General features: G+C 68.2%; 26 protein-coding genes and 2 pseudogenes. 20 read left to right on the forward strand and 8 right to left on the reverse strand.

Annotation, left to right across the window (positions count from 1 at the left end; translation table 11 throughout):
- The first annotated feature begins 64 nt into the window (after window positions 1-64).
- From CGUA_RS04965 to CGUA_RS05000, 8 genes and pseudogenes are all read left to right on the forward strand, one after another.
- The gene (locus tag CGUA_RS04965) at window positions 65-964 is read left to right on the forward strand and encodes a 2-dehydropantoate 2-reductase (protein WP_290197983.1); all 900 of its coding nucleotides are present in this window, start codon (window positions 65-67) and stop codon (window positions 962-964) included.
- A complete protein-coding gene (locus tag CGUA_RS04970) occupies window positions 961-1,311 on the forward strand; it encodes a DUF2218 domain-containing protein (RefSeq protein ID WP_290197984.1) in 351 nt (116 codons plus the stop codon). Before CGUA_RS04965 ends, CGUA_RS04970 begins: the two co-directional genes overlap by 4 nt.
- Window positions 1,312-1,361: 50 nt before the next feature.
- Entirely contained in the window at window positions 1,362-1,874 is a 513-nt protein-coding gene (locus CGUA_RS04975) for a nucleoside/nucleotide kinase family protein (RefSeq protein ID WP_290197985.1), read from the forward strand.
- 323 nt (window positions 1,875-2,197) lie between these two features.
- Window positions 2,198-3,814 (forward strand): annotated as a pseudogene (locus CGUA_RS04980) (peptide ABC transporter substrate-binding protein).
- A gap of 190 nt (window positions 3,815-4,004) precedes the next feature.
- Window positions 4,005-4,931 (forward strand): ABC transporter permease, encoded by a 927-nt coding sequence (locus CGUA_RS04985; protein WP_290197986.1) that lies wholly within the window; start codon window positions 4,005-4,007, stop codon window positions 4,929-4,931.
- Window positions 4,924-5,922 carry an ABC transporter permease gene (locus tag CGUA_RS04990; protein WP_290197987.1) on the forward strand — a complete coding sequence of 333 codons (999 nt, stop codon included), beginning with the start codon at window positions 4,924-4,926 and terminating at the stop codon, window positions 5,920-5,922. Before CGUA_RS04985 ends, CGUA_RS04990 begins: the two co-directional genes overlap by 8 nt.
- A 2-nt stretch (window positions 5,923-5,924) precedes the next feature.
- Window positions 5,925-7,643, forward strand: coding sequence for a dipeptide ABC transporter ATP-binding protein (locus CGUA_RS04995; RefSeq protein ID WP_290197988.1), 1,719 nt, complete (start codon window positions 5,925-5,927; stop codon window positions 7,641-7,643).
- Window positions 7,644-7,745: 102 nt separating this feature from the next.
- The gene (locus tag CGUA_RS05000) at window positions 7,746-8,057 is read left to right on the forward strand and encodes a hypothetical protein (protein ID WP_290197989.1); all 312 of its coding nucleotides are present in this window, start codon (window positions 7,746-7,748) and stop codon (window positions 8,055-8,057) included.
- On the opposite strand, the gene arsC is transcribed toward CGUA_RS05000, so the two are convergent.
- Genes arsC through CGUA_RS05015 form a run of 3 tightly spaced genes read right to left on the reverse strand, consistent with a single transcriptional unit; the run spans window position 8,054 to window position 9,702 of the window.
- The gene (gene arsC, locus CGUA_RS05005; protein ID WP_290197990.1) at window positions 8,054-8,395 is read right to left on the reverse strand and encodes an arsenate reductase (glutaredoxin); all 342 of its coding nucleotides are present in this window, start codon (window positions 8,393-8,395) and stop codon (window positions 8,054-8,056) included. The genes CGUA_RS05000 and arsC overlap by 4 nt on opposite strands.
- A 16-nt stretch (window positions 8,396-8,411) precedes the next feature.
- Window positions 8,412-8,942, reverse strand: coding sequence for a ribonuclease FAU-1 family protein (locus CGUA_RS05010; protein ID WP_290197991.1), 531 nt, complete (start codon window positions 8,940-8,942; stop codon window positions 8,412-8,414).
- 19 nt (window positions 8,943-8,961) lie between these two features.
- Window positions 8,962-9,702 (reverse strand): Rv1157c family protein, encoded by a 741-nt coding sequence (locus CGUA_RS05015; RefSeq protein ID WP_290197992.1) that lies wholly within the window; start codon window positions 9,700-9,702, stop codon window positions 8,962-8,964.
- Between the two features lie 353 nt (window positions 9,703-10,055).
- Here CGUA_RS05015 and typA point away from each other — a divergent pair, with 353 nt between their 5' ends.
- From typA to CGUA_RS05065, 10 genes are all read left to right on the forward strand, one after another.
- Window positions 10,056-11,969, forward strand: coding sequence for a translational GTPase TypA (gene typA / locus CGUA_RS05020; RefSeq protein WP_290198314.1), 1,914 nt, complete (start codon window positions 10,056-10,058; stop codon window positions 11,967-11,969).
- A gap of 85 nt (window positions 11,970-12,054) precedes the next feature.
- Window positions 12,055-13,218: an MFS transporter gene (locus CGUA_RS05025; RefSeq protein ID WP_290197993.1), complete on the forward strand. Its 1,164-nt coding sequence runs from the start codon at window positions 12,055-12,057 to the stop codon at window positions 13,216-13,218.
- A gap of 10 nt (window positions 13,219-13,228) precedes the next feature.
- On the forward strand, window positions 13,229-14,917 hold the full coding sequence (locus tag CGUA_RS05030) for an ABC transporter family substrate-binding protein (RefSeq protein ID WP_290197994.1): 1,689 nt from the start codon (window positions 13,229-13,231) through the stop codon (window positions 14,915-14,917).
- Window positions 14,914-15,789 carry an N-acetyl-1-D-myo-inositol-2-amino-2-deoxy-alpha-D-glucopyranoside deacetylase gene (gene mshB / locus CGUA_RS05035; protein WP_290197995.1) on the forward strand — a complete coding sequence of 292 codons (876 nt, stop codon included), beginning with the start codon at window positions 14,914-14,916 and terminating at the stop codon, window positions 15,787-15,789. Before CGUA_RS05030 ends, mshB begins: the two co-directional genes overlap by 4 nt.
- Window positions 15,790-15,791: 2 nt before the next feature.
- Window positions 15,792-16,193 (forward strand): hypothetical protein, encoded by a 402-nt coding sequence (locus CGUA_RS05040; RefSeq protein WP_290197996.1) that lies wholly within the window; start codon window positions 15,792-15,794, stop codon window positions 16,191-16,193.
- 114 nt (window positions 16,194-16,307) lie between these two features.
- Window positions 16,308-16,634 carry a ferredoxin gene (gene fdxA, locus CGUA_RS05045; RefSeq protein ID WP_290197997.1) on the forward strand — a complete coding sequence of 109 codons (327 nt, stop codon included), beginning with the start codon at window positions 16,308-16,310 and terminating at the stop codon, window positions 16,632-16,634.
- 45 nt (window positions 16,635-16,679) lie between these two features.
- On the forward strand, window positions 16,680-17,771 hold the full coding sequence (gene dapC / locus CGUA_RS05050; protein ID WP_290198315.1) for a succinyldiaminopimelate transaminase: 1,092 nt from the start codon (window positions 16,680-16,682) through the stop codon (window positions 17,769-17,771).
- 43 nt (window positions 17,772-17,814) lie between these two features.
- Complete coding sequence (locus tag CGUA_RS05055; protein WP_374725025.1) at window positions 17,815-18,588, forward strand: pseudouridine synthase; 774 nt, start codon at window positions 17,815-17,817, stop codon at window positions 18,586-18,588.
- Window positions 18,589-18,622: 34 nt separating this feature from the next.
- Entirely contained in the window at window positions 18,623-19,210 is a 588-nt protein-coding gene (locus CGUA_RS05060) for a GtrA family protein (RefSeq protein WP_435383690.1), read from the forward strand.
- Between the two features lie 194 nt (window positions 19,211-19,404).
- Window positions 19,405-20,349, forward strand: coding sequence for a putative endonuclease domain-containing protein (locus CGUA_RS05065; RefSeq protein WP_290197999.1), 945 nt, complete (start codon window positions 19,405-19,407; stop codon window positions 20,347-20,349).
- Window positions 20,350-20,454: 105 nt separating this feature from the next.
- Here CGUA_RS05065 and CGUA_RS05070 read toward each other — a convergent pair whose 3' ends face one another.
- Both CGUA_RS05070 and CGUA_RS05075 read right to left on the reverse strand, forming a co-directional pair.
- On the reverse strand, window positions 20,455-20,937 hold the full coding sequence (locus tag CGUA_RS05070; protein WP_290198000.1) for a hypothetical protein: 483 nt from the start codon (window positions 20,935-20,937) through the stop codon (window positions 20,455-20,457).
- The gene (locus tag CGUA_RS05075; protein ID WP_290198317.1) at window positions 20,930-21,133 is read right to left on the reverse strand and encodes a helix-turn-helix transcriptional regulator; all 204 of its coding nucleotides are present in this window, start codon (window positions 21,131-21,133) and stop codon (window positions 20,930-20,932) included. The genes CGUA_RS05070 and CGUA_RS05075 overlap by 8 nt, the downstream gene beginning before the upstream one ends.
- A gap of 231 nt (window positions 21,134-21,364) precedes the next feature.
- On the opposite strand from CGUA_RS05075, the gene CGUA_RS05080 reads away from it, so the two are divergent.
- Entirely contained in the window at window positions 21,365-22,027 is a 663-nt protein-coding gene (locus CGUA_RS05080; protein WP_290198001.1) for an NADPH-dependent F420 reductase, read from the forward strand.
- Here the strand turns inward: CGUA_RS05080 and CGUA_RS05085 are convergent.
- From CGUA_RS05085 to CGUA_RS05095, 3 genes and pseudogenes are all read right to left on the reverse strand, one after another.
- Window positions 22,027-22,671 (reverse strand): annotated as a pseudogene (locus tag CGUA_RS05085) (2,3,4,5-tetrahydropyridine-2,6-dicarboxylate N-succinyltransferase); the annotation flags it as partial. The gene CGUA_RS05080 and the pseudogene CGUA_RS05085 overlap by 1 nt on opposite strands.
- 15 nt (window positions 22,672-22,686) lie before the next feature.
- Window positions 22,687-24,144 (reverse strand): amino acid permease, encoded by a 1,458-nt coding sequence (locus CGUA_RS05090; protein WP_290198002.1) that lies wholly within the window; start codon window positions 24,142-24,144, stop codon window positions 22,687-22,689.
- A gap of 49 nt (window positions 24,145-24,193) precedes the next feature.
- Window positions 24,194-25,108: a DapH/DapD/GlmU-related protein gene (locus CGUA_RS05095; protein ID WP_290198003.1), complete on the reverse strand. Its 915-nt coding sequence runs from the start codon at window positions 25,106-25,108 to the stop codon at window positions 24,194-24,196.
- Window positions 25,109-25,323: 215 nt separating this feature from the next.
- On the opposite strand from CGUA_RS05095, the gene CGUA_RS05100 reads away from it, so the two are divergent.
- Complete coding sequence (locus CGUA_RS05100) at window positions 25,324-26,151, forward strand: LOG family protein (protein WP_290198004.1); 828 nt, start codon at window positions 25,324-25,326, stop codon at window positions 26,149-26,151.

The following is a 26,151-nucleotide window of genomic DNA, read 5'->3' on the forward strand; positions in this document are numbered from 1 at the left end:
GGAATCTAATTAAACCGAAACACTACACGCCGAGGTCGACGCCTGCGGGCTACTGTTGACTGCCATGAAGATCACCGTTATCGGCGTCGGCGCGGTCGGCGGATGGTTCGGCGGGCGCCTGGCGGCCACCGGACACGACGTCACCTTCGTGGCGCGTCCCGGTTCAGAAACTCTGCAGGCGCTGCGGGAGCGTGGGCTGGTGCTGGGGGAGGAGGACCCCATCCGGGTCGACGCCGTCGAGAGCCTTGCCGACGCCCCACCAGCGGACGTGGTCCTCCTGGCGGTGAAGGTCACCGGCGGCGAGGCCGCGGCGACCCTGCTGGAGGGAATCGACGGGCAGGCCCTGGTCGCCTGCACCCAGAACGCCGTCGAGGTGCCGTCGGCGGTTGCCGGGGTCGTCGGCACGCAGCGCACCCTGCCGGGGGTCGTACGTGGCTTCTTCCACCACACCGGGCCCGCAAAGGTGGCGTTCCACGGCGGCCCGATCAGCTACACCTTCGGCACCTGGGACGGTGGGGCGTCGGGCGTCGTCAAGCAGTTTTCGCGGGCGCTGCAGGAGGCGGGCATCGAGGGCGTCGTGCACCCCGACATCTTCGTCGACGTGTGGTCGAAGGCCATGTTCGTGGGGCCCTTCGGCGGGCTGGGTGCGCTGAGCGGGCGGCCCCTGGGGGTGCTGCGGACGGATATGCGGGGCACGCTGCAGGCGGTGGTGGCCGAGGTGGACGCGGTGGCGCGGGCGTCCGGGGTCAACCTGCCCGCCGACGCGGTGGAGCAGGTGATGAGTTTCGCCGACGCGATGCCGGCCGGAGCGACGTCGTCGATGCAGCGTGACCTGGGGGCGGGACGGGCCAGTGAACTGGACGCGCAGATCGGCGCGATCGTGCGGGCGGGCGAGCGGCTCGGCGTTTCGACCCCCTTGCATGGTCTGCTTTTTGACACCCTCCGGTATGGTCGTCAGGCATGACATCCTCCTCGACTGCACGGGTGACCACCGACCGCCCCGGACGTTACGGCAAGCAACTCGCCTCGCACTTCTCGCGCAAGCTCGCAACCGAGTGGGATTCCGAGGCCGGCCGCGGCCACATCTCCTTCCGGGGCGAGGTCGAGGGCCGCACCGGTGAGATCGAGATGATCGCGGGAGATGGTGTTCTCCTGCTCCAGCTCGAGGCCCCGGCCGAGTACGTGGACACGCTCGAAGACATCATCGGCCGACACCTCGTCCGTTTCGGAGCCAAGGACGAGCTGGTCTGCTCCTGGACCCGCCCGGGTGGGGTGGCGGGTTCGACCCACACCAGCGACGGCGCCGAATAGCGGCGACCGGCGGCGGTCCGGCTCGCCCCGGCGCCAGGAAGAAACAGGTAGTGGCTGAACCTCGGACCAGGCCCGGATCCGGCCGCAGGCGCACCATCGTGCTCATCGACGGGCCCTCCGGAGCGGGCAAGACCACCTACGCCAACCGGTTGGGGGAGATGACCGGCTGGCGTGTCGTGCACCTCGACGACTTCTACCCGGGCTGGGGCGGCCTGGCGGAGGGGGCGCGGATGGTCGTCGAGGACGTCCTCGACCCCGTTGACCCGGGGTTCACCCGCTGGGACTGGAACAACAGTCGCCCGGCGGAGCGGGTGACGCTGGATCCGGAAGCCTCGCTGATCGTGGAGGGGGTGGGGGCGATCACGAAGCAGTCCGTGGCCGCCGCCGCGAAGCTCGGGGAAGTGCACACCATCCACATCACGGCGGCGTCGGACGCGCGTTTCCGGCGCGCCATCGCCCGCGACCCGGGCTACCGCGCTTGGTGGCAAATGTGGGCGCGTCAGGAGGAGGCGCATTTCTCCGGGGACGGCGATGTCGCCGCCGAGGAAACCATCACCTGGTGAGGGGGTTGGAGGGGATGGCCCCTCACAGACTCCGGTGCCCGATTGTGTGGGAGACGGGTGCGGCAAGTCTGTGGGTTTCCGCATGCCCTCCGCCTGGGGCGCGCCGATTCGCCCCCGTCGTACCCCCGGCAAGTGTGCTGACCATTAAGTGACTCTGGTTATGACCGCAGGTAGCTACGCGGCCTGCTGGTGATGCCGCCTGCTTGCCGCGGAAAGATGTAATCCTCTTCACGTTGAACTCTGGGAATGATCTGTTTCTCGTCATATGATTCAGACAAGCAATCCGAATCTTTCCCACAAGATCTTTCACGCAAGGAGCGCCAATGCATCTCCGTAAGTCAATCGCCCTGCTGGCGGCTGCGGCTACCACCCTCAGCCTCGTCGCCTGCTCTGACTCTTCCGATTCCTCCGGCGACGCGGCGGCCAACGGAGACTCCGGCGCGACCGGCGGCGACAACTACGTCACCTCCAAGGGCAGTGAGCCGCAGAACCCGCTCATCCCGGCCGACACCAACGAGGTCGGCGGCGGCAACATCATCGACCAGATCTTCGCCGGCCTCGTCTACTACGACGCCGAGGGCGAGGTCCACAATGAGGTCGCCGAGTCCATCGAGACCGAGGACAACCAGAACTACACGGTGACGATCAAGGAGGGCCAGGTCTTCTCCGACGGCTCCCCGGTCACCGCCGCGAACTTCGTCGACTCCTGGAACTACGCCGTCGAGAACTCGCTGCTCTCCGCCTACTTCTTCGAGCCGATCAAGGGCTACTCCGAGGAGGGCGGCCAGGCGATGGAAGGTCTCCAGGTCGTCGACGACCAGACCTTCACCATCGAGCTGAACTAGCCGGAGGCCGACTTCCAGCAGCGTCTGGGCTACTCCGCCTTCTACCCGATGCACGAGAGCGCGCTCGAGGACATCGACGCCTACGGCGAGAACCCGATCGGCAACGGCCCGTACAAGTTGGCCGAGTGGAACCACAACCAGAACGCCGTCGTGGTCCCGAACGAGGAATACTCCGGCGACCGCGCCCCGCAGAACGACGGCATCGACTTCGTCTTCTACGCCCAGCAGGACGCCGCCTACGCCGACCTGCTCTCCGGTAACCTCGACGTCCTGGACGCCATCCCCGACACCGCCTTCGCCTCCTACCAGGACGAGCTCGCCGGCCGCTTCGTCAATGACCCGGCCGCGATCTTCCAGTCCTTCACCATCCCGGAAGCGGCCCCGCACTTCTCCGGCGAGGAGGGGCAGCTGCGCCGCCAGGCCCTGTCCCACGCCATCAACCGCGAAGAGATCACCGACACGATCTTCCAGGGCACCCGGACCCCGGCCACCGACTTCACCTCCCCGGTCATCCCGGGCCACGCCGACGATCTCGCCGGCGCGGAGGTGCTGAACTACGACCCGGAGCGCGCCAAGGAACTGTGGGCGCAGGCCGACGAGATCGCACCTTTCGAGGGCGAGTTCACCATCTCCTACAACGCCGACGGCGGCCACCAGGCCTGGGTCGATGCCGTGGCCAACTCCATCCGCAACACCCTCGAGATCGAGGCCATCGGCAACCCGTACCCGGACTTCAAGTCCCTGCGTGACGACGTCACCAACCGCACCATCACCGGCGCCTTCCGCACCGGCTGGCAGGCCGACTACCCGTCCCTGGGCAACTTCCTCGGCCCGCTCTACGGCACCGGCGCCGGCTCCAACGACGGCGACTACTCCAACCCGGAGTTCGACGCGAAGCTGGCCGAGGCCGCCGGCGCGGAGGACAACGAGGCCGCCATCACCGCCTACAACGAGGCCCAGGAGATGCTGCTGCAGGATCTGCCGGCCATCCCGCTGTGGTACTCCAACGTCACCGGCGGCTGGTCCGAGAACGTCGACAACGTCGAGTTCTCCTGGAAGTCCGTCCCGGTCTACTACGAGATCACCAAGAACTAGGCCGCCCACGGTCTGACGCCCCGCCCCGGGGCGCCTCCGGCCCGGGGCGCGTGACCGGGCCCGGCCCACACGCGCAGTTGTCGCCCCGACAGTCACGATCGACTGCTTCGGGGCGCTGCCGTTGAACCACCCGTTCCCGCGCCCGGGACCGGTCGTCCCCCGCGGGCGCGTCGGAAAAGGAACCCCACCCATGTTGCGTTATATCGGACGCAGACTGCTCCAGATGATTCCGGTCTTCTTCGGGGCCACGCTGCTGCTCTACGCCCTCGTCTTTCTCATGCCCGGTGACCCGGTGGAGGCCCTCGGCGGCGACCGCGGGCTGACCGAGGCCGCCCGCCAGCGAATCACCGCCGAGTACAACCTGGACCAGCCCTTCTGGATGCAGTACCTGCTCTACATCAAGGGCATCTTCACTCTCGACTTCGGCACGACCTTCTCCGGCCAGCCGGTCGCCCAGGCGATGGCCGACGCCTTCCCGGTGACGATCAAGCTCGCCGTCATGGCGCTGATCTTCGAGGCAGTGCTCGGCATCGCCTTCGGTGTCATCGCCGGCGTGCGCCGCGGCGGCGTCTTCGATTCCACCGTCCTGGTGGTGTCCCTGTTCGTCATCGCCGTCCCGTCCTTTGTCCTGGGCTTCGTGCTCCAGTATCTGGTCGGCGTGAAGTGGCAGCTGCTGCCCGCCACGGTGGGCAGGAACGAGGAGTTCATCAACCTGCTCATGCCGGCGGTGGTGCTGGGCTCACTGTCCTTCGCCTACGTGCTGCGGCTGACCCGCCAGTCCGTCAGCGAAAACCTCTCTGCCGACTACGTCCGCACCGCCCGCGCCAAGGGCCTGGCCAACGGGACGGTCATGCGCCGCCATGTGCTGCGCAACTCGTTGATTCCGGTGGTCACCTTCCTCGGCGCCGACCTGGGCGCCCTGATGGGCGGCGCGATCGTCACGGAGGGCATCTTCGGCATCAATGGTGTCGGTGGCGCCATTTACCAGGCGATTCTCAAGGGCGAACCGACGACGGTGGTATCTTTCACCACCGTCCTTGTCGTCGTCTACATCGTCGCCAACCTCATCGTTGACCTGATCTACGCCGTGCTCGACCCGAGGATCCGCTATGCCTGACATTAACCAGAACCCCTCCGAGACCGTCTCGGACGACGGGCGTGTCGACGCCCGCCAGCGCCGCGGCCAGGAGTACTTCATCGCCGCCACGGACGAGATCGGCCTGGGCGCCGTCGACGCCGTGGCCGACGAATCCGCGCCCCGCTCCCAGTGGGGTGAGGCCTGGCGTTACCTGCGCCGCCGCCCGACCTTCTGGGTCGCCGCGTTCCTCATCCTGCTGGCCCTGCTCATGGCCGCGGTTCCCTCGCTGTTCACCAGCGTCGATCCGCGCGCCTGCACCCTGTCGAACTCGCTGGGCGGGCCCCAGGCCGGGCATCCCTTCGGTTTCGACCGCCAGGGCTGCGACATCTACTCCCGCACCATCCACGGCGCCCGCGCCTCCGTGTCCGTGGGGGTGCTCACGACCCTCGCCGTGGTGCTCATCGGCACCACCTTCGGCGCCTTCGCCGGGTTCTTCGGCGGCTGGGTCGACACGATTCTCTCGCGCATCACCGACATCTTCTTCGCCGTCCCGCTGGTGCTGGCCGCCATCGTCGTCATGCAGGTGTTCAAGGAGCACCGCACGATTCTCACGGTCGTGGTGGTGCTGGCGATCTTCGGCTGGACGAACATCGCGCGCATCACGCGCGGCGCCGTGATGGGCGTCAAGAACGAGGAGTTCGTCACGGCGGCCCGCTCCATGGGCGCCTCGAAAATGCGCACCCTGGGCAGTCACATCCTGCCCAACGCCGCCGCCCCGATCATCGTGTACGCGACGGTCGCCCTGGGCACGTTCATCGTCGCGGAGGCCACGCTGTCCTTCCTGGGCATCGGCCTGCCGACCACCGTCGTCTCCTGGGGAGGCGACATCTCCGCCGCGCAGGCGACCCTGCGCACCCGCCCGATGGTGCTGTTCTACCCGGCGATCGCCCTGGCGCTCACGGTGCTCAGCTTCATCCTCATGGGTGACGTCGTCCGCGACGCCCTGGATCCGAAGTCGAGGAAGCGATAATCATGAGTACTCCCGTCACCGTCGAGGACCGGCCGCTGCTGGAAATGCGCGAGGTCGACATCGCCTTCGAGTCCTCGACCGGCACCGTCCAGGCGGTCCGCGGCGCCAATCTGACGATCTACCCGGGCCAGGCTGTCGCCATCGTCGGCGAGTCCGGTTCAGGAAAGTCGACGACCGCGATGGCGATCCTCGGCCTGCTGCCGGGGACCGGCAAGATCACCGGCGGCACCGTCACCTTCGACGGCCGCGACGTCACCAACCTCAACAACGAGCAGTGGACCGAGTTGCGCGGCTCCGAGATCGGGCTCGTCCCGCAGGATCCGATGAGCAACCTCAACCCGGTGTGGCGCATCGGTGCCCAGATCGAGGAATCCCTGAGGGCCAACAACGTGGTGCCGCGCACCGGGCGACACGCACGCGTCGTCGAGCTGTTGGAGGAGGCCGGGCTTCCCGACGCCGAGCGCCGCGCCAAGCAGTACCCCCACGAGTTCTCCGGCGGCATGCGCCAGCGAGCCCTCATCGCCATCGGCCTGGCCGCGCGCCCCAAGCTGCTCATCGCCGATGAGCCGACCTCGGCCCTCGACGTCACGGTGCAGAAGCGCATCCTCGACCACCTCGACACCCTGACCGCGGAGCTGGGGACCGCGGTCCTGTTCATCACCCACGATCTCGGCCTGGCCGCCGAACGCGCCCAGCACCTCGTGGTCATGCACCGTGGCCGCGTCGTCGAGTCGGGACCCTCCCTGGAGATCCTGCGCAACCCGAAGCACCCGTACACCCAGCGCCTGGTCAAGGCGGCGCCCTCGTTGGCGTCGGCGCGCATCCAGTCGGCCAAGGACGCGGGGCTGACCTCCCCGGAGCTCAAGACCGGCGGGGAGGAGAGCGGCGGGGAGGACCAGGACACCGTCATCCAGGTCAAGAACCTGGTGAGGGAGTTTGACGTCCGCGGCCAGCGCGGCGACAAGAAGATCCTGCGCGCGGTCGACGACGTGAACTTCTCCGTGTCGCGAGGCACGACCACCGCACTGGTGGGGGAGTCGGGCTCGGGCAAATCGACGGTGGCCAACATGGTCCTCAACCTCCTGGAACCCACGTCCGGACAGGTCTTCTACGAGGGGCGCGACATCACCGCGCTCAGCGAGAAGGAGAAGTTCGCCATGCGCCGCAAAATGCAGGTGGTCTTCCAGAACCCCTACGGCTCACTCGATCCGATGTACTCGATTTACCGGTGCATCGAGGAGCCGCTGCGCCTGCACAAGGTGGGGGACAAGAAGTCGCGGGAGAAGCGGGTCGCGGAGCTTCTGGACATGGTCTCCATGCCGCGCTCGGCGATGCGCCGCTACCCCAACGAGCTCTCCGGCGGCCAGCGCCAGCGCATCGCCATCGCCCGCGCCATGGCGCTGTCGCCCGAGGTGCTGGTGCTGGACGAGGCCGTCTCCGCCCTGGACGTGCTGGTCCAGGACCAGATTCTGACGCTGCTCAGCGATCTGCAGTCGGAGCTGGAGTTGACCTATCTCTTCATCACCCATGACCTGGCCGTGGTTCGGCAGACCGCGGACGACATCGTCGTCATGCGCCAGGGCGCGGTGGTGGAGCAGGGCGACGCGGACCAGATTTTCGCCAACCCGCAGAACGAGTACACCCGTAACCTCATCGATTCGGTCCCGGGCCTCAACATCGAGCTCGGCGTCGGCGAGGAGCTGGGGATCGAGTTCGAATAGGCGGGCCACCAACGGTTGCGCCGTGCGTCCACGGTCCTCGACAGGTCACATATCCGGGGTTAGAGTGGGGACAACCACAGTTGACCCGGAAAGGAAACCACCATGACCAAGGATTTTCTCTTCCGAGGTGACCTCGCCCGTGCCGGACGTGCGTTCGCCTCGGTTTCGATTCAGACCATCGCCACGGACACCGGACTGAGCGAGGACCAGATCCGTCACTTCGAGCGCGGCGGGGACAACCTCAGCGGCGAACAGCGGGCCGCCCTCAAGAGGTCGCTGGAGAAGTACGGCGCCCACTTCATCCCGGAGAGCGACGGCTACGGCTACGGCGTGCGCCGCCGCTACCCACGAGAGAAGCTCATGCGGCTCGGCACGTGGGAGGGCGAGGGCGGTGCCTGGGACCACAACTCCTAGTAGATCTCGTCGAGGAGCTCGATGGGGCGGGGGATCCGCACACCCTTGTCGGTGACGACGATGGGGCGCTCGATCAGTCGGGGGTGGGCGACCATCGCGTCGAGAAGCTCCTCGTCGGGGGTCTCGGGGGTCAGTCCCAGCTCCTTGTACTGCGTCTCTTTGGTACGTATCGCCCCGTGGGCGGAGAGTCCGGCGCGCGCGATGAGCGTGCGCAGCTCATCCTTGGTCGGGGGAGTATCGAGGTACCTGATGATCGTCGGCTCATCGCCGCGCTCACGCATGGCGGCCAGGGCCTTGCGGGAGGTGGAGCACTGCGGATTGTGATAGATGGTGGACATGCCACCAGGTTAGCGGCTAGTCCGCGGGGGTGAGTTCGACCTGCCCGGCCCAGGTGAGGTCGTAGCCCAGGGCGGCCAGCCACGCCATGGCGTCGTCGCCGTGGCGGGTGATGCCGTCGACGGCGCGCAGGGTTGCTTCGATGGCGAGTTCGGCGTCCTCGGCGGTGATCAGCCCGGCGGAGGTCGCGGCGGCCAGCTCATCGATGTCGAGGACGTCGAGTGGTTCACCGGTCACGGAGACGAGGTCGACGTAGAGGTCGCGGGAGCGCCAGACGCCGCCCTCCCGGGAGATCTCGGCGATGTCGAAGTAGAAGTCCTGCCGCTCGTCGACGCCGTCGCGGAAGTGGAAGATGTTGGCACGCAGATTCAGCTCCGGAAGCAGCCAGGATTCCAGGTAACCGAAGCGCGGGTGATTCGCGCCCCGGGCCATGTAGAGGCCGAAGTCGGTCTCACGGTAGGTCTCGACGGAACGAAGGAACCCCTTGGGGTCCGTGTTGACGTCGGTGGAGGTGTCGAAAAACTCGACCTTGACCGGGTGAAGATCCATGTGACTCATAATCTTTCCGTTAGGGCGCCTCGATGATCGTGACGGTGGGGACGAAGGAACAGGTGGCGTCGGTGGTGACCACGTCGCCTTCCAGCAGGGCCAGAATCGTGCCGTGGCCGGTGTCGCCGACACCGGAGAGGGTGGCCGGACCCTCGGGGTTGATGCCGTGGTTCGTCAGCGGGGTCACGCCGGAGGTGAGCGTGTCGATGTTGAACCAGTGCACCCTCATGTTCTGCGGCACTTCGACCGGGGCGGCCGGGGACGTGCCGAGCGCCGTGAAGAGGAACGCGGTCTGCCCGTCGGCCGCACCGGGCGCAGGAATCTCGGCCGGCCCCGGCACTGCCAGGGCGGAACCGACCGAATCCAGCTGGCCGTTGATGCATCCGCCGGAGACGGTCGGCCAGTAGAACTGCGTGAATGTTGGTGCGTTACTCGGCATATCGGGCCCACCGTCGCCGTTGTTACCGGCGTAGAAATTAAGGGCGGTGAGGATGGCCGATCGCAGGTCCTTCGGGATCCAGGGCTGGGCGGCGAATTCGCGGACCCGGTCCTGGGTGTACTGGCTGGGCCGGCCGAGTCCGTCGACGTAGGGGCTGGCGGCCTGTGCCGCGGAGGAGGACACGACCTGCAGCGGATCCGCTGATTGGGCGGACGCGGCCGGGGCGCCCAGGGTTGCGGTCAGCGCGAGGAGCGCGCTGGCGGCGCCGACGGCGACGCGGGCGGTCAGGGGGCGGGGATGGGGCAGTCGGCGGTGGGTCACGGGGTCCTCATGATTCTTTCGGCGATAGGGGGCCGAACATGGCGGTGTCCCAGGGGGCTGGACCCGGGGACAGGTTGCTCGACAACAACAGTCACAAGGATAACAACTTTCCCTCAGGTAACAATAGTTACTTCGGGCCTCGTTCCGATTCCGTCAAATCGCCGGCACCCCGGGGTCGTCCATCCGTCGGACGTGGCGAGGCTCTCAGATTGGGACTGTGCAAATGGGCCCGTTTGCGAGTATTGTTACGCCCCGTTAATGCGCAGCCTCCACGGCGCGCGATCACTAGGCTGGAGCGGGACATCATAATCCGTCCAACCGTCATCATCTCTTGAGGAGACACCTCCGTGACCTTGTCCCACCCCGAGTTCCGAAACGTCGCCATCGTCGCGCACGTTGACCACGGCAAGACCACCCTCGTCAACGCCATGCTGGAGCAGTCCGGCGCCTTCGGCGACCACGGCGGCGTCGCCGACCGCGTCATGGACTCCGGTGATCTGGAACGGGAAAAGGGCATCACCATCCTGGCCAAGAACACCTCCATCCGCCGCAAGGGCAAGGGCAAGGACGGCGCCGACCTCGTCATCAACGTCATCGACACCCCGGGCCACGCCGATTTCGGTGGCGAGGTCGAGCGCGGCCTGTCCATGGTCGACGGCGTCGTCCTGCTGGTGGACGCCTCCGAGGGTCCGCTCCCGCAGACCCGCTTCGTGCTGACCAAGGCCCTCGAGGCCAAGATGCCGGTCATCATCGCGGTCAACAAGACCGACCGCCCGGACGCCCGCATCGACGAGGTCGTCACCGAGGCGCAGGACCTGCTGCTCGAGCTGGCCTCTTCACTGGATGACCCGGAGGCCGCCGAGGCCGCCGAGACCCTGCTCGACCTGCCGGTGCTCTACACCTCGGGCCGCGAGGGCAAGGCCTCCACCGTCAACCCGGGCAACGGCAACCCGCCGGAGGCCGAGGATCTCACCGAGCTGTTCAACGTCATCTACGACGTTCTGCCGGAGCCCTCCGCCGACATCGACGCCCCGCTGCAGGCGCACGTCACCAACCTCGACTCCTCCTCCTTCCTGGGCCGTATCGGACTGATCCGCGTCCACAAGGGCTCCATCAAGAAGGGCGACAACGTCGCCTGGATCCACTATGACGCCGAGGGCGAGCAGCACGTCAAGAACGTCAAGATCGCCGAGCTGCTGATCACCGAGGGCTACGCCCGCAAGTCCTCCGACCAGCCGGTCGTCGCCGGCGACATCGCCGCGATCTCGGGCATCGACGAGATCATGATCGGCGACACCCTGACCCACCCGGACCACGTCGAGCCGCTGCCGCGCATCACCGTCGATGAGCCGGCCATCTCCATGACCATCGGCGTCAACACCTCGCCGATGGCCGGACGTGGCGGCGGTGACAAGCTGACCGCCCGCATGATCAAGGCCCGCCTGGATCAGGAGCTCATCGGCAACGTGTCCCTGCGCGTTCTGCCGACCGAGCGTCCGGACGCCTGGGAGGTCCAGGGCCGTGGCGAGATGGCCCTCACCGTCCTCATCGAGACCATGCGTCGCGAGGGCTTCGAGCTGACCGTGGGCAAGCCGCAGGTCGTCACCCAGCAGATCGACGGCAAGACCTACGAGCCCTACGACCACATGGTCATTGACACCCCGAGCGAGTACCAGGGCAACATCACCCAGCTCATGGCCGCCCGCAAGGGTCAGATGACCTCCATGGCCAACTCCGCCGGCGACTGGGTGCGCATGGAGTTCGACGTCCCGTCCCGCGGCCTCATCGGCTTCCGCACCACCTTCCTGACCGAGACCCACGGCGCCGGAATCGCCAACTCCTACTCGATCGAGCCGCGCCCGTGGGCCGGCGAGATCAAGGGCCGCCCGACCGGCTCCCTGGTCGCCGACCGCACCGGCAAGGTCACCGCCTTCGCGCTGCAGAACCTCGCCGACCGCGGCACCTTCTTCGTCGAGCCGACCGACGAGGTCTACGAGGGCACCGTCATCGGCGCCAATAACCGTGATGAGGACATGGACGTCAACATCACCAAGGAGAAGAAGCTCACCAACATGCGTGCGGCCTCCGCCGACACCACCGTCACGCTGAACAAGGCGCGCTCCCTCTCCCTGGATGAAGCCGTCGAGTTCTGCGGCAACGACGAGTGCGTCGAGGTCGGCCCGGACGTGATGCGCGTGCGCAAGGTCATCCTCAACGCCACCGAGCGCAACCGCAGCCGCTCCCGCGAGAAGCAGCTCAACAAGTAAGGACACTGTGCACGTGACGCCCCCGATCCAGTCACGTGGCAGCAGGGACCGACCCCGATGGCTTCCGGCCGTCGGGGTCGGTCTCATGTTCGCCACCAATGGCGCCACCTTCGCGTCGATTCTGCCCTGGTACCCGGTGCTCAAGGAGACCTGGGGTCTCAGTGACGCCGTGTTCGGTGTTTTCGTCACCGCCATGGCGATCGGCTCCCTGTTGTCGACGGTGCTTCCGGCTTGGGCGGAACGACGCTTCGGCCCGCGCCCCACGGTCTTCTACGGGACCGTGCTGCTGGCGCTGGTCCTGGTGGGCTTCGGGCTCAGCGACGGCCCCTGGATCTTCGCCCTCCTGCTGTTGGCGGCGGGGGCGCTGGACACGGTGGTCGACGTCTCCCAGAACGTCACCGGCGTCGCCGTCCAGGACCGGCTGGGCCGCTCGATCATCTCGAGCCTGCACGCCTTCTGGTCGCTCGGCTCCGTGGTCGGCGGTCTGGCGGCCACCTGGGCGGCGGCCACCGGCGTGCCGATCGCCGTGCATCTCAGCGCCGCGGCGGTGGTCGTCGTCGCTCTCGCCGGGGCGGCGGTGTGGATGGTCGGGCCTGTCCATCAGCGGGTGACCGGCGTGGACACGCCACCCGGGGCCCAATCCGAGCCACCGGCCCGGGACGCCGGCCTGGGCCGGGTGATGGTCCTGGCGCTGCCCGTCGCGCTGCTCGCCGGCGCCGGAGTCATCGTGGAGGACGTCGCCAGCAACTGGGCGGCGCTGGCCGCCAACCAGCTCGCCGGCGTGGCGGTGACCTCCGCCGGCGCCGCCTACACCGTCGTCCTGGCGGCGCAGACACTCGGCCGCTTCACCGGTGATCCCCTCATCGACCGCTTCGGGCGGGTCGGCGTGGCCCGCACCGGCGGCCTGCTCATCGCCCTCGGCGGGCTGGTGGTGGTCACGGCGGGGGAGCCGCTGCCGCTCTACGTCGGTCTCGCGCTGGCCGGCTACGGCTGCGCCACGATCGTGCCCAGCGCCTACGCGGCCGCGGCCGGCATCCCCGGGGTTCGTCCCTCGGACGGCGTCACCGCGGTCAGCTGGCTGATGCGCGTGGCGATGATCGTGACCAGCCCGATCATCGGCGCGGTCTCCGAGGTCACCAGCCTGCGCGTCGGCCTCGGCGTCCTGCTCATCGCCGGCGCCCTCGTCACGGCCTGCGCCGGGGCCCTCCGGGCGGGGCCTCGTGCGCAATCCGGCGACTCTGCGGTTTAATGGCAGTGCCATGAAAACTGCCGGAATCCGGGCCGCGACGACGGCCCGCCTCGCCATCGCGACGCTGGGCGCCGCCGCCGTACTGCTGACCTCCGCGTGCGTGGCCCAGCCGGGGCCCGCGCCGACGGTGGAGCCGGAGCCGACGCCGTCGACAAGCCCGGCGAGCTCCGCCGAGCCGACGACGTCAGCGTCCGAGACCCCGACCACGCCCCGCGACAGCCGGCGGTCCAGCATCTCCGTCGGGGTCGCGCCGCTGCTCAACGGCTTCAACCCCCACCTGCTCAGCGACAACAACGCCACGGTGGAGTCCATCGCCAAGCTGGTCCTGCCGAGCGTTTTCCGCGACGGCCAGCTCGACACCGACCTGATGGTCTCGGCACAGGAGGTCGAGCCTGTCGGCGCCGGGTACGCGCAGACCGTGCGCTACGTCATCAGCCCCACGGCGCAGTGGTCGGACGGCACCCCGATCACCGGCGCCGACTTCATCTACCTGTGGGAGTCGATGACCCGGACCCCGGCCGTCATCGACCGCGCCGGCTACGCCGCCGTCAGCGACGTCCGCACCTCCGACGGCGGCAAGACCGTCCACGTCAGCTTCGCAGAGCCCTTCCCGGAGTGGCGTGAGCTGTTCACGCACCTGCTGCCCAGTCACCTGGCCGCCCCGGGCGGGGAGGACTTCGCCACCGTCCTCTTCGACACGATCCCGGCGTCGGCGGGCCGCTTCATGGTGGCGAAGGTGGACCGGGCCCGGGGAGTGTTCACCCTGCACCGCAACGACCGGTACTGGGGGCAGGCCCCCGCCCGGACCGACGTCCTCAGCCTCATCGAGGTCCAGTCCTCCGTACAGGGCTCCGACCTGCTGCGCTCGGGTCAGGTCAGTTTCCTGGACGTCGTGCCCTCGGAGGTAGCCGTCCAGTCCTACGACCTCGTGCCGGGCACCGAGACCCGCATGATCACCGGGCCCCGCCAGCTGGAGCTGACGCTGTCGACGGCGTCGCCGGTTCTCGCCGAGCACCAGCGGCGACGGGAACTGCTCGGGCTGCTCGCCCCCGAGACCGGGACCATCACCCGCCTGGCCGCCGGGCGCAGCGCCGACGTGCTCCCGGCGCCGCCGTTGCCGGCGGTGCCCGAGGTGGAGAACCCGCAGCTGCTCCAGCTCACCGCGCAGCAGCCGCTGCGCATCGGCGCCGACCCGGCCGACGCCACCGCCACCGCCGCGGCCCGCACCGTGCGCGACATCCTGGTCAACAACGGCGTGACCGCCGAGGTGGTCAGCACGGACCTGCCGAACCTGGCCTCGACCCTGCTGCCCGAGGGCGAGGCCGACGTCGTCGTCTCCTGGCGCCACCTGGACGACACCGCCCTCAGCGCCGCCGACACCCTGCTGTGCCCGCCCCGCGGGGACAGCTTCCGCGCGGGCAACCTCTCCGGGTACTGCACCCCGGAGACCGACGCCTGGCTCACCGACGCGCTGACCCAGGGCTGGGCCCCGGCCGACGTTTCCGCCTGGGTGGAACGCGTGACCGACGTCGAGCACCTGCGCCTGCCTCTGCTGGTGGAGCAGCGGGTCGCCGTCCTGGGCGAGGGTATCGTTGTCCCCGACGGCGAACTGTCGGAGTGGCAGAAGGGTCTCGAGACCGCCGCCACCTGGCGCAGCGCCGACACCAGCACCCGAAACGAGCAAGGAAGCATCCCGTGACCACGCACGATCTCACCGGCTACCGCGTAGTCGCGGTCCACGCCCACCCGGACGACGAGTCCATCACCACCGCCGCGGCACTGGCCGACTTCGCCCGCCGCGGCGCCGACGTCACCGTCGTCACCTGCACCCTGGGGGAGGAGGGCGAGGTGATCGGGGAGACCTACCGGCACCTGGTCAACGACGAGGCCGACCAGCTCGGCGGCTTCCGCATCGGCGAGCTCCAGCGCGCCCTCGACGTCCTCGGCGTGCGCGGCGTCCACCTCGGCGGCGCCGGCCGCTTCCGGGACTCCGGCATGGCCGGCTCCCCGGCGCACGCCAATCCGCGGGCGTTCGTGAACTCCGGTCAGGCGGCCGTCGACGAGTTGGCCGCGATCTTCGCCGACCTGCGCCCGCACCTGGTCCTCACCTACGGCCCCGACGGCGGTTACGGGCACCCGGATCACGTCCGCGCCCACGAGATCACCCACGCCGCCGCCGGACGCATCGACTGGGAGATCCCGCGAATCCTCTGGGCCGTGTTCCTCGAGGAGGAGGTGCGCGCGGCGCTGGCCACGGTCACCTCGCTGCCGGGGACCTGGCGCCGCGGCGACGAGGAACTGGCCCTGGTCGAGCACGTCGACGCCTGGGTCGAGCTCGACGACGAGCTGTACCACCTGAAGAAGGAGTCGATGCGCGCGCACGCGACCCAGCTGTGGCTCGCCGACGGCGACTGGTCGCCCACCAACCCCCACTCCGCCTGGGCCAGCGCCGAGTGCACCATCTACGCGCTGTCCAACCTCATCGCCCAGCCGATCCTGCGCCGCGAGCACTACCAGCTCGGCGCCGGGTCCGCGCCCACGGATCCGACCCAGCTGCTCTCCGGGCTCTAGGGATGCTCGACCGTTCTCGCACCCGGCTGCGCACCGACCTGGACCGCGGGGAGAAGGTCTCGGCGCTCGGCTGGCTGGGCGCCGCCTCCTTCTTCAGCGTCCTGATCGCGGTGGTCTATCTGGGCACCGACGTCACCCTTCCCGGCGGGCCGACCGTGCCCTTCCCGTGGCCGCTTCTCGCCGCGGCCTGGTTTAACGCGGTGCTGACACGGACCGCTAAGCTGTGGAGCACACACATTGCGGTGGTGCTGATTCCCCTCTCGCTGTGGTGCGTGGGCTACCTGCTGTTCCTCATCGGGCCGGAGGTGACCCGCGAACTGCTGGTCGGAAATAACATTCTCGCAATTGCGCTGCTTGTGGCAGGAATCATGGGAGGCCTTTGGCCGGTTTTCCGTGGTAAATGACATACTGTCTTCCCAGAGGACCCCAGCGGGCCAGGACCAGGGCAGTACAGGCAGCCACGTTTCCTCAGCCGCCAACTGCCAGCCTTAGAAATAGTCAGGAGTAACTGATATCTGATGACCTACATCATCGCTCAGCCGTGCGTCGACGTCCTTGACCGTTCGTGCGTGGAAGAATGCCCGGTCGACTGCATCTACGAGGGCAAGCGCATGCTCTACATCCACCCGGACGAGTGCGTCGACTGCGGCGCCTGCGAGCCGGCCTGCCCGGTGGAGGCCATCTTCTACGAGGACGACACCCCGGACGAGTGGGCGGAATACTACGACGCCAACGTCGGCTTCTTCGATGACCTGGGCTCCCCGGGCGGTGCCATGAAGCTCGGCCCGCAGGACTTCGACCACCCGTTCGTCGCCGCGCTGCCGCCGCAGAACCAGGACTCCTAGGTTCCGCGCCGATCCCCGCCGACTAGTCTGGTGCCCATGACTTCACTGCCGAGGACACCGCTCGCCCAACGTCTGCCCGAGTTTCCCTGGGACTCGCTGGCAGACGTTTCTGCGTCCGCGCACGCGCACCCGGACGGGATCGTCGACCTGTCCATCGGCACGCCGGTCGATGACGTCGCCCCCGGCATCCAGCTCGCCCTGGCCGAGGCCGCCGCGGCCTCCGGCTACCCGCCGACCACCGGCACTCCCGCGCTGCATGCGGCCATCGCCGGCTGGCTCAACCGCCGCCACGGGACCGACGTCACCGCCGAGGAGACGATGGCGGTGGTCGGGACCAAGGAGGCCATCGCGCTGCTGCCGACCCTGCTCGGTATCAGCGGCGCCCCCGTCGTCATTCCGGAGATCGCGTACCCGACCTACGAGGTCGCCGCCCTGCTCGCCGGCGGCACCCCGGTCCGCGGTGAGGCGCTGGTCGACGGCGCGCCCCTGATCTTCCTCAACTCCCCGTCCAACCCGACGGGCCGGGTCCTCGGGATCGATCAGCTGCGGGCCGTGGTGGCCGACGCCCGCGAACGCGGCGCGATCGTCGCCTCCGACGAGTGCTACATCGGGCTCGGCTGGGACGACGAGAAGCCGCCGGTGTCCATCCTCGACGAGCGCGTCTGCGGGGGCGACCACACCGGACTCCTGGCCATCCACTCCCTGTCAAAGTCCTCGAACATGGCCAGCTACCGCGCCGGCATGATCGCCGGCGACGCCGCGCTCATCGCTGAACTGACCCAGGCCCGCAAGCACCTCGGCCTCATGGTGCCGGGCCCGATCCAGGCCGCCATGCTCCACGCGCTTGCCGACGACGGGCAGGAGGAGCTGCAGAAACTGCGCTACGCCCGACGCCGGGCCGTGCTGCTGCCGGCCCTGCTGCGCGCGGGCTTCAGCGTCGACCACTCCGAGGCCGGTCTCTACCTGTGGGCCTCCCGCGGTGGGGAGAACGGCCGCGACACCGTCGCATGGCTTGCCGAGCGCGGCATCCTCGTGGCCCCGGGCGAGTTCTACGGCCCCGGGGCCGTCAACCACGTGCGCGTCTCCCTGACCGCCTCCGACGAGCGCATTGACGCCGCCGCCGCCCGTCTCGCCTAAAGACGGCAGGCCGCCCGCCCGAGACGGCGTCGTCGCGACCCGCGTGGTGCTGGAGGGAACCGTGCCGGCGGGGGAGTACTGGGCCGCCCGGGCCGGCGATTCGGCCTTCGCCCCGGGACAGGTGCTCCGCCCAGGCACCGTGGTCGGGCGGATCCCGGCGTGGACCTTCCCCGATCTGGCCCCGGAGAAACCGATCCCCTTCGACTACCGGGTGCTGCACGTGGACGAGGAACTGGTGGTCGTCGACAAGCCCCATTTCCTGCCCAGCACCAGCAACGGCCGTCTCGTCACCGAGACCGCCCAGACCAGGCTGCGCCGGGAATTCGGGGAGGAGACTGCCCCGTTGCACCGCCTCGACCGGCTCACCGCCGGGGTGCTGGTCTCCGCGCGCACCTCCGCCGCGAGGAGCAGATATCAGCGCATGTTCGCCGCCCGCCGGGTGGGCAAGACCTACCTGGCGCGGGTGGACGGCGTACTCGACTACCCCGACTGGGTGGAGATCAGGCTGGGCATGACCAAGGCGAAGGGGCGTCGGCAGGTCACCGTCGATGAGGCGGGGACTCCCACCCGCACCTGGATCCGCTCCCTGGCGCCCGATGTCGTGGAACTGCGGCCGACGACCGGACACACCCACCAGCTGCGGGTGCTGCTCAACCACCTCGGCGCGCCGATTCACGGTGACGACACCTATCCCGTCGACCGGGGGCTCGACCTCCACGATTTCACGAGCCCGCTGCAGCTGTATGCGACGGCCGTGACATTCCCCGACGGGCGGGCCTTTCGGTCCCGGCCGGGGTGGGCCGATAGACTGGGTTGATTCGGGATCACGGACGGGGCGAAAGGCGAGTTGGATGATGCAGGAGCAGGGGTCGGTCTCGACGCGCGCCTCGACGGTGTCCGTGACGAGGATGCTGGGGGGTTTACGCCAGTTCATCATGTTCGGCATAGTCGGCGGCTCCGGCACGATCGTCAACCTGGTCACGTTCTACCTCGTCCGCAAGCTCTTCGCCGCCGGCGGCACGGCCGCCAGTGACGTGGTCGTCAATCTGCTCGGCACCCAGTGGAACTTCCGCTACTATCACCTGTTCTCGGTGATCGCCTTCCTCGTCGCCAACACGTGGAACTACCAGCTCAACCGCTCCTGGACCTTCCGCAGCCTCCACAAGCGCTCCTGGCTGCGCGGATTCTTCCCCTTCCTCACGACCGGCCTGGTGTCGCTGGTCGTCAGCCTCGGCGTGCTGACGCTGCTGATGAACCCCACCTCGGTGATCGCCCTTCCGGACGCCGTCTTCGACAACTCGAACGGCTTCCGCACCAAGGAGTACTGGGCGCAGGCCATCTCGATTCTGGTGGCGATGCCGGTGAATTTCTTCGTCAACAAGCTGTGGACCTTCCGCAGACCGAAGACGGTGGCCGTGGTGACGGTGGCGCCGCGGTAGAGCACCGGCCACTCGTCCTGCCTGAAAGGAGTCCCCTGAAAGGCCCCGATTTGGCGTTCTGTTTTCTGATAGGGCGCGTCCTTTCTGGTGACTCCTTTCAGGGAAGTTGTGGACGCGCCTTCAAAGAGGCGAGTTATCCACAGGTCCAACATCATGCCCGGCAGGGCCCAGCATCCTGAGTGAAGCTTCGAGGCATGAACTTCACCCTGGACATGCTGCTCAACCTTCGCCGACTGACTCTGGCGGACACCGCGATCCGTGCCGATTTGTTAGCGGGAAAATACCGGAGGCTCACGCCGGAAGTCGTCATCTGGGAAGAAACTTGGCGGCGTCTCCCTCCGTGGGAGCAGGCCCTGGCCCGAACCTATGCCTTCGGTGTGAGCGCGGATCGTGCGGTGCTGTCAGGGAAATCGGCCGCCCGGGTGCTGGGGATCGCGACGGTGGGTTCCGACCCGCTGGTGGAGATGACCTATCCCAACCCGAAGTCTTTCCGGGCGAGGCGCTCGTGGCCTCCACACACGGTTTTTCGAAGTTCCGCCCTGTCCGAGGACGAGGTGTGCGTTGTCGACGGCATTCGCGTCACCACGACCTTCCGGACGCTCCGAGACGTCGCCCGTTATCACGGCGTCGTTGCCGGCGTGGTCGCTATCGATGATCTCCGGCGGAAGTCGCCGGGCTTAAGCATCGAGGATCTACACCGGTCGATGACCGTAGAGCAGCGCTACCACGGTGTCGGCGCAGTCCGTCAAGCTATCGACTTGTCGGGGGACAGCGCCGACAGTCCGTTGGAGTCAATGGCGCGTGTGATCCTGGTGCGAGCGGGGGTCGGGCGGATCCAGACCCAGGGGCAGATCCGGCCCAGTCGGGGAACCACGACTTACCGGGTCGACCTGCTCATCGACGGCTGGCTCATCGTCGAGCTCGACGGCAACGTGAAGTACGATGGTGCGACTTTCGGGAAGCGGGCGGACGAGGTGATTCGCGCGGAGCGTCAGCGGGAGAAGGAGCTCCAGAACGCCGGCTTCCTGGTCCTGCGGGCGACGTTCGCCGACCTGTCGCCGCGCGAGGACGGGGGATGTGGATTGCTGGACATGGTCGCGGCCGCTCAGCGACGGCGAACAACTCGGCCCAGCGCCTGAACCGTGCCGTTGCCGGAAAGGAGTCCCCAGATCTCACCCCGGTTGGGCGTTCTGTTTTCCTGAAAGGACGCGCCCTTTCAGGCGACTCCTTTCAGGGGGCTACGCTCAGTCCTCCTCACCCGCGGCCAGCCGTTCGGCGTCCTTAGTCCGGGTTCGCTGCAGCAGACGCGGGATCAGCACCAGCGCGAAGGCCACGCCGAAGACCGCGCCGGTGATGCCTCCGGCACCGAATCCTTCGGCGAGGCCGGCGGTGCGGTACTGCACGCCGCCGGCCCAGGCGAGGGCGAAGACGAACGAGGTGACGACCGTGGCGGCATCGACCCGTCTCGCACGGGGGGAGGCGATCTGGCCGCGAAGCCAGGCCTGCGACGTGAATTCGGCCAGCAGCATCGGGGCGGCCAGGAGCGTCGACCACAGCGAGAGCCAGCCGGGCAGGGCCCAGGCTAGGACCACCATGCAGGCCATGGACACGATGACGGTGACGTGGGCGTAGACGGAGGCGGAACGATGCAGGATCGCGCGCTCGAACTCGTCGTCGACGGTGGCGTCGGCGCGGGCGATGAGGTGGTCGCCGATGGACTTAAACACTGGACTGGCCTTCCTGCAGGTCACCGAAGATCTGCTCGACGGTTCGGTTGAGCCGACGGCAGATCGCGAGGGCGAGGTGGACGGAGGGGGAGTAGTTGCCCCGCTCGATGTTGGCGATGGTCTGGCGGGAGACGCCGACGGCGTCGGCGAGTTCCTGCTGCGAGAGTTCCTCCCAGCGGCGGTACCTGCGCACCATGTTGGCGTGGTTCGGTTCAGTCACCGCGGCTCACCCCGGGAACGGGCCGAGCGGTGTCGTCGGGCGCCGGTTTGTGACGGTTCATGGTTGTTCTCCTGGCTCGGAACATAATTTCCACTACCAAATGTAAACTAAACTTGTCATCGTGTCGATGGGGGTGCGGGAATGGGGGCGCGCTCCCTGCGGTTGATTAACGTAGACACGTCATCAAAAAGTTGAAGGAGCCCCACCATGTCGACCATCGCAGTGCTCGGAGCCGGCAAAGTCGGAACCATCCTCGCCCGCCTCGCCGTCGAGGCGGGGCACGAGGTCTACATCGCCGGTTCAGGTGACCCGTCGAAGGTGGAGCTGATCGCGCGCGTCCTCGTACCGGGGGCGCGGGCCACCACCAACACCGACGCCGCCGACCGGGCCGAGATCGTCATCGCCGCCATCCCGCTGCACAAGTGGGCGAGCCTCCCGGCCGGGCAGATGGCGGGCAAGATCGTCGTCGACGCGATGAACTACTGGTGGGAGACCGACGGGAAGGACTCGGAGTTCGCCGAGCCGGGGGCGTCGACAAGCGAGTTCATCCAGGAGCGCTTCCCAGACTCGGTCGTCGTCAAGGCGTTCAACCACATGGGGTACCACGACCTCGACGAGCAGGCGAACGCGCGGCCCCGCAAGGCCATCGCGGTGGCCGGGCCGGAGGCGGCGGCCGCGCGCGTCGGCGAGCTTGTCGACGACCTCGGCTTCGACCCGCTCTACATCGGGGAGCTGCGCGAGGGGGTGCGCCTGCAGCCGTTCAGCCCCGCCTTCGGGGCCAATGAAACGGCCGACGTGCTGGGCGGCATCGTCGACGGTTTCCCGGAGTCGGAGCGCGGCCGGAAAGTGTGGGCCGCGCTGGGACGCTAACCCAGGACTTCGCCCGGCTCCAGGCGGCGGTCGATGGTGACCGCGGCGGCCGAGCCGGTGCCCGGGAGCAGAAACGCGGACTCGGTGACGCAGGTGCCCTCGGCCAGGTGGGCGCCGAGCAGGACTCGTCCGGAGTCGATGACGTTGACGCCCTCCGGGACGACGTAGTCCAGCATGCGCGGATAGGTGTCGACGGAGAAGACCGTGACCGGGCCCTTACCGGCGAGGCGGCCGCGGACCATCTGGAAGTCCGCCATCGCGCACGGGCCGTAATTGGTCCACACGACCTTGGCGAGGATGTCCCGGGAGCCGTCAATGTTGACCTGGCCCGGCAGGGCGAGACGGTGGGAGAGCACGTGCAGGCGCAGGTAGACGTCGTAGGCGTCGGTGGGAGCGGCGGAGAGGTCGGCGATCTCGGTCAGGACCGGCACCCGGGCGACGCCGCGCTCCTCGTCCGGGCCGACCAGCTGCACGAACTGCTGCGGGGCCTCATCGAGGCGGGTCGTCGTGGACTCGGTGATCGGCTCGTCGACCTTGACTGCCGGGTACCAGACGTCGAGCACGGTGCCGTCATAGGTGATGGTGGCCAGGCCGCGGGCGGAGGCAGTGGTCGGGGTCGGGGTCGGGGCGGGGGCGGAATGCACGGACACGAAAGCTGATTAATCCTTCTGTGTTACCGGCCGACGGCGCTGGACAGACATTGCCTCGGAGCTCAGCGGCGGGTTATTTCTGGTGAACAGCGACAGTATAACGAGAACGGCGACAACCGCAGCGACCGAGATGATCTGCATGCGTGCGCCGGCGTCGAAAAGCATCAGCACCACCAGACCGGCCAGCGCGGCCAGCGTCAGGTAGCCCAGCCAGGGGAAGCCCCACATGCGCACGGTGCTGATCTCGCCGTTGGCCTCGAGGACTGGGTGCAGTTTGAGGTAGCTGAGCATGATCATCACCCAGACGACCAGCAGGCAGCCGCCGACGGCGTTGAGCAGGAAGGTCAGCAGTCCGGTCGGGTTCCACCACTGCAGGCCGACCGAGACGAAGGCGAAGAACATGGACAGGACCACGGCGTTGATCGGGACGCGCTCACTGTTGGTCTTGGCGAAGATCCTCGGGGCGTCACCCTCCATGGCGAGGCGGTGCACCAGTCGGGAGGTGGCGTAGATCTGGGCGTTGAACGCCGAGAGCAGCGCCAGGACGATGACGGCCTCCATGAAACCGACGACGCCCGGGATGTTGGCCAGCGCGAGCACCCGGGTGAAGGGCGACTCGTCGGCGGTGTCGGCGCCGGAGATCTGGTCGTAGGGCAGCAGCATGATGATCGCCAGGACGGAGCCCAGGTAGAACACCGAGATGCGCACGATGACCGAGCGCACCGCGGTGCGGATGGAGGCGGCCGGATTCTCGGACTCGGCGGCGGCGATGGTGACCAGCTCGATGCCGCCGAAGGCGAAGGCGACCGCCAGCAGGCCGGCCGCGACGCCCGGCAACCCGTTCGGCGCGAAATCGACCTGCGCGATGTTGGAGAAGAGGATCGGCTCCGCGTCGGGCAGCCAGCCGAAGAAGAGCAGCACGCCGACGACGAGGAAGCCGATGATGACGGCGACCTTGATCAGGGAGAACCAGTACTCGAATTCGCCGAACCCGCGGACCTGGGCGAAGTTGACGACGGCGAAGAAGACCACGCATACCAGCGCCGGAATCCAGGGGTCGACGCCGAACCAGCCGGCCATGATCGCGGAGGCGCCGGTCATCTCGGCGCCGAGCACCATGGTGAGCATGAACCAGTAGATCCAGCCCGTCATGAAACCGGCCCAGTGGCCGAAGGCCTGGCGGGCGTAGGTGGAGAAGGACCCGGAGGACGGGCGGGCCGCGGCCATTTCGCCGAGCGTCTGCATCACCAGCATGACGATGACGCCGGCCACGATGTAGGCGAGGAGGACGGCGGGGCCGGCGGCCTCTATGCCGACGCCGGTGCCGAGGAAGAGGCCGGCGCCGATGGCGGAGCCGAGGCCCATCATGGTCAGGTGCCTGGTTTTCAGGCCATGTCCGAGGGATGAACTGGTCGTCGCGGCGTCCGGTGTTTCCGGGGCGCGGGACGAACTGGCGGGGGTTGTCATGGCTGCAGATCCTACAAGCCGGCCCGGGGACCCCGGGGATCCGCCCAGGCTAGCGGTGCTCCCACCTGACGACGGGCACCGAGTGGTAGGCGCTGTGGCTGACGTGCCAGTTGCTCCTGCCGTCCAGGGAACTGGCCGGGACCACCTCGTCGCGCCCCAGATCGAAGACCTCCGTCTCACGTTCGATGACGATGTTCGCCGCGATGGAGCAGTGGTCGCCCATGGACAGCCCGATCAGTCCCGAGGAGACCCCGAGTCGGCAGTTGGCGCCCATCGTCACCGGGTGTCGAACCCCGTCCTCGCCACGCATCGCCATGAACGTCGAGGACAACCCGATGTCGCAGCCCTCGCCGATCAACGTGGAGGAGGACAGCCGACCCTCGATACGGCAGGCGCCCAGGGTGCCGGAGTTGTAGGAGACGTATCCCTCCCGCAGGACACGGGTGCCCGGCGCCAGGTAGGCGCCCAGACGCACCCGCTCGGCCTCGGCGATGGAGACGTGGTTGGGCACGACGTAGTCGACCATGCGCGGCAGGCGCTCGACGCCGTAGACGTGGATGAGGCCGCGGGAGCGCAGCTCGGTGCGCTGGAACTCGAAGTTGTCCGGCAGCGTCGGCCCCTTGTTGGTCCACACGACGGTCGACAGGCAGTGGATGGCGCCCTGGGTCGACAGGGACAGGGGCTTGACCATGCGGTGGGACAGCAGGTGCAGCCGCAGATACACGTCGTGGGCGTCCGCCGGCGGCGCGGACAGGTCGGCGACGACCGTGCGGACCGCGATCTGTTCGACCATGCGGTCCTGGTCCATCTTGATCAGGCGGAGAAAGCTGTTCGGGATGTCGGCGGCGCCGAGGCGGACGGTGCCGTTGGTCAGTCCCTCGGCGTCCGGCCCGGTCAGCAGCCGCGGGCTGGGAAACCAGGTGTCGAGAACTGTTCCGTCGATGGCGATGTTGGCAATTCCCATGCCAACGGCTCCCTGAGTCGTCATGCCTGACACTTTAGGGTGCCCGCTGTGCAGGCGATACTCGGCGGCCCTCGGGGTACCGTGCGCCGTCGGCAGCGGTGGACGAAGCTGAGCGGGCCAATTAGCCTGGGTGGTCCGGTTTCCTCGCCGCCGGGCGGCACGCCAGCACGCGGGGGAACGACCACACCAGCACCACGAGCTTCTGGAGACGATTGATGGCACCCAACATCACCCCGGACGAGACCAAGAACCGCAAGCTGCGGGGGCCGGTCCTCATGCGTACGGAGCTCGGGGATCAGACCTCGACCTACGATCAGCGACTCCTGGAGCTCGGCGCCGACCACGACTGGCAGCACGCCGATCCCTGGCGCATCCTGCGCATCCAGTCGGAGTTCGTCTCCGGCTTCGACGCCCTGTCCAGGCTGCGCAAGGCCGTGACGGTGTTCGGCTCCGCGCGCATCGCGGCGGGGGAGCCGGAGTACGAGCTCGGCGTCGAACTCGGCGCCGCCCTGGCGCACGCGGGCTACGCCGTCATCACCGGCGGCGGCCCGGGCCTGATGGAGGCCCCGAACCGGGGCTGCCACGAGGCGGGCGGCCTCTCCGTCGGGCTGGGCATCGAGCTCCCGCACGAACAGCACCTCAACGAGTGGGTCGACCTCGGCCTCAACTTCCGTTACTTCTTCGCCCGCAAGACGATGTTCCTCAAGTACTCCCAGGCCTTCGTCACCCTGCCGGGTGGCTTCGGCACTATGGACGAGCTCTTCGAGGTGCTGTGCATGGTGCAGACCAAGAAGGTCACCAACTACCCGATCGTGCTCATCGGCACCGATTTCTGGGCGGGCCTGGTGGACTGGCTGGGCACCCAGCTGACGGCCCGGGGCATGATCTCCCCGCACGACATGGAGCTCTTCCTGGTCACCGACTCGATCGACGAGGCCGTCAGGCATATCGTCGACGCCCACCGGGTCATGACCGACGGCCGTCTCCACCGCTCCGGTGCCGAGCACTACGGCGGCGACGCCGACGCGGCTGAGGACGAGTAG

Origin of the sequence: Corynebacterium guangdongense (assembly GCF_030408915.1) — a bacterium.
Taxonomy (GTDB): Bacteria; Actinomycetota; Actinomycetes; order Mycobacteriales; family Mycobacteriaceae; genus Corynebacterium; species Corynebacterium guangdongense.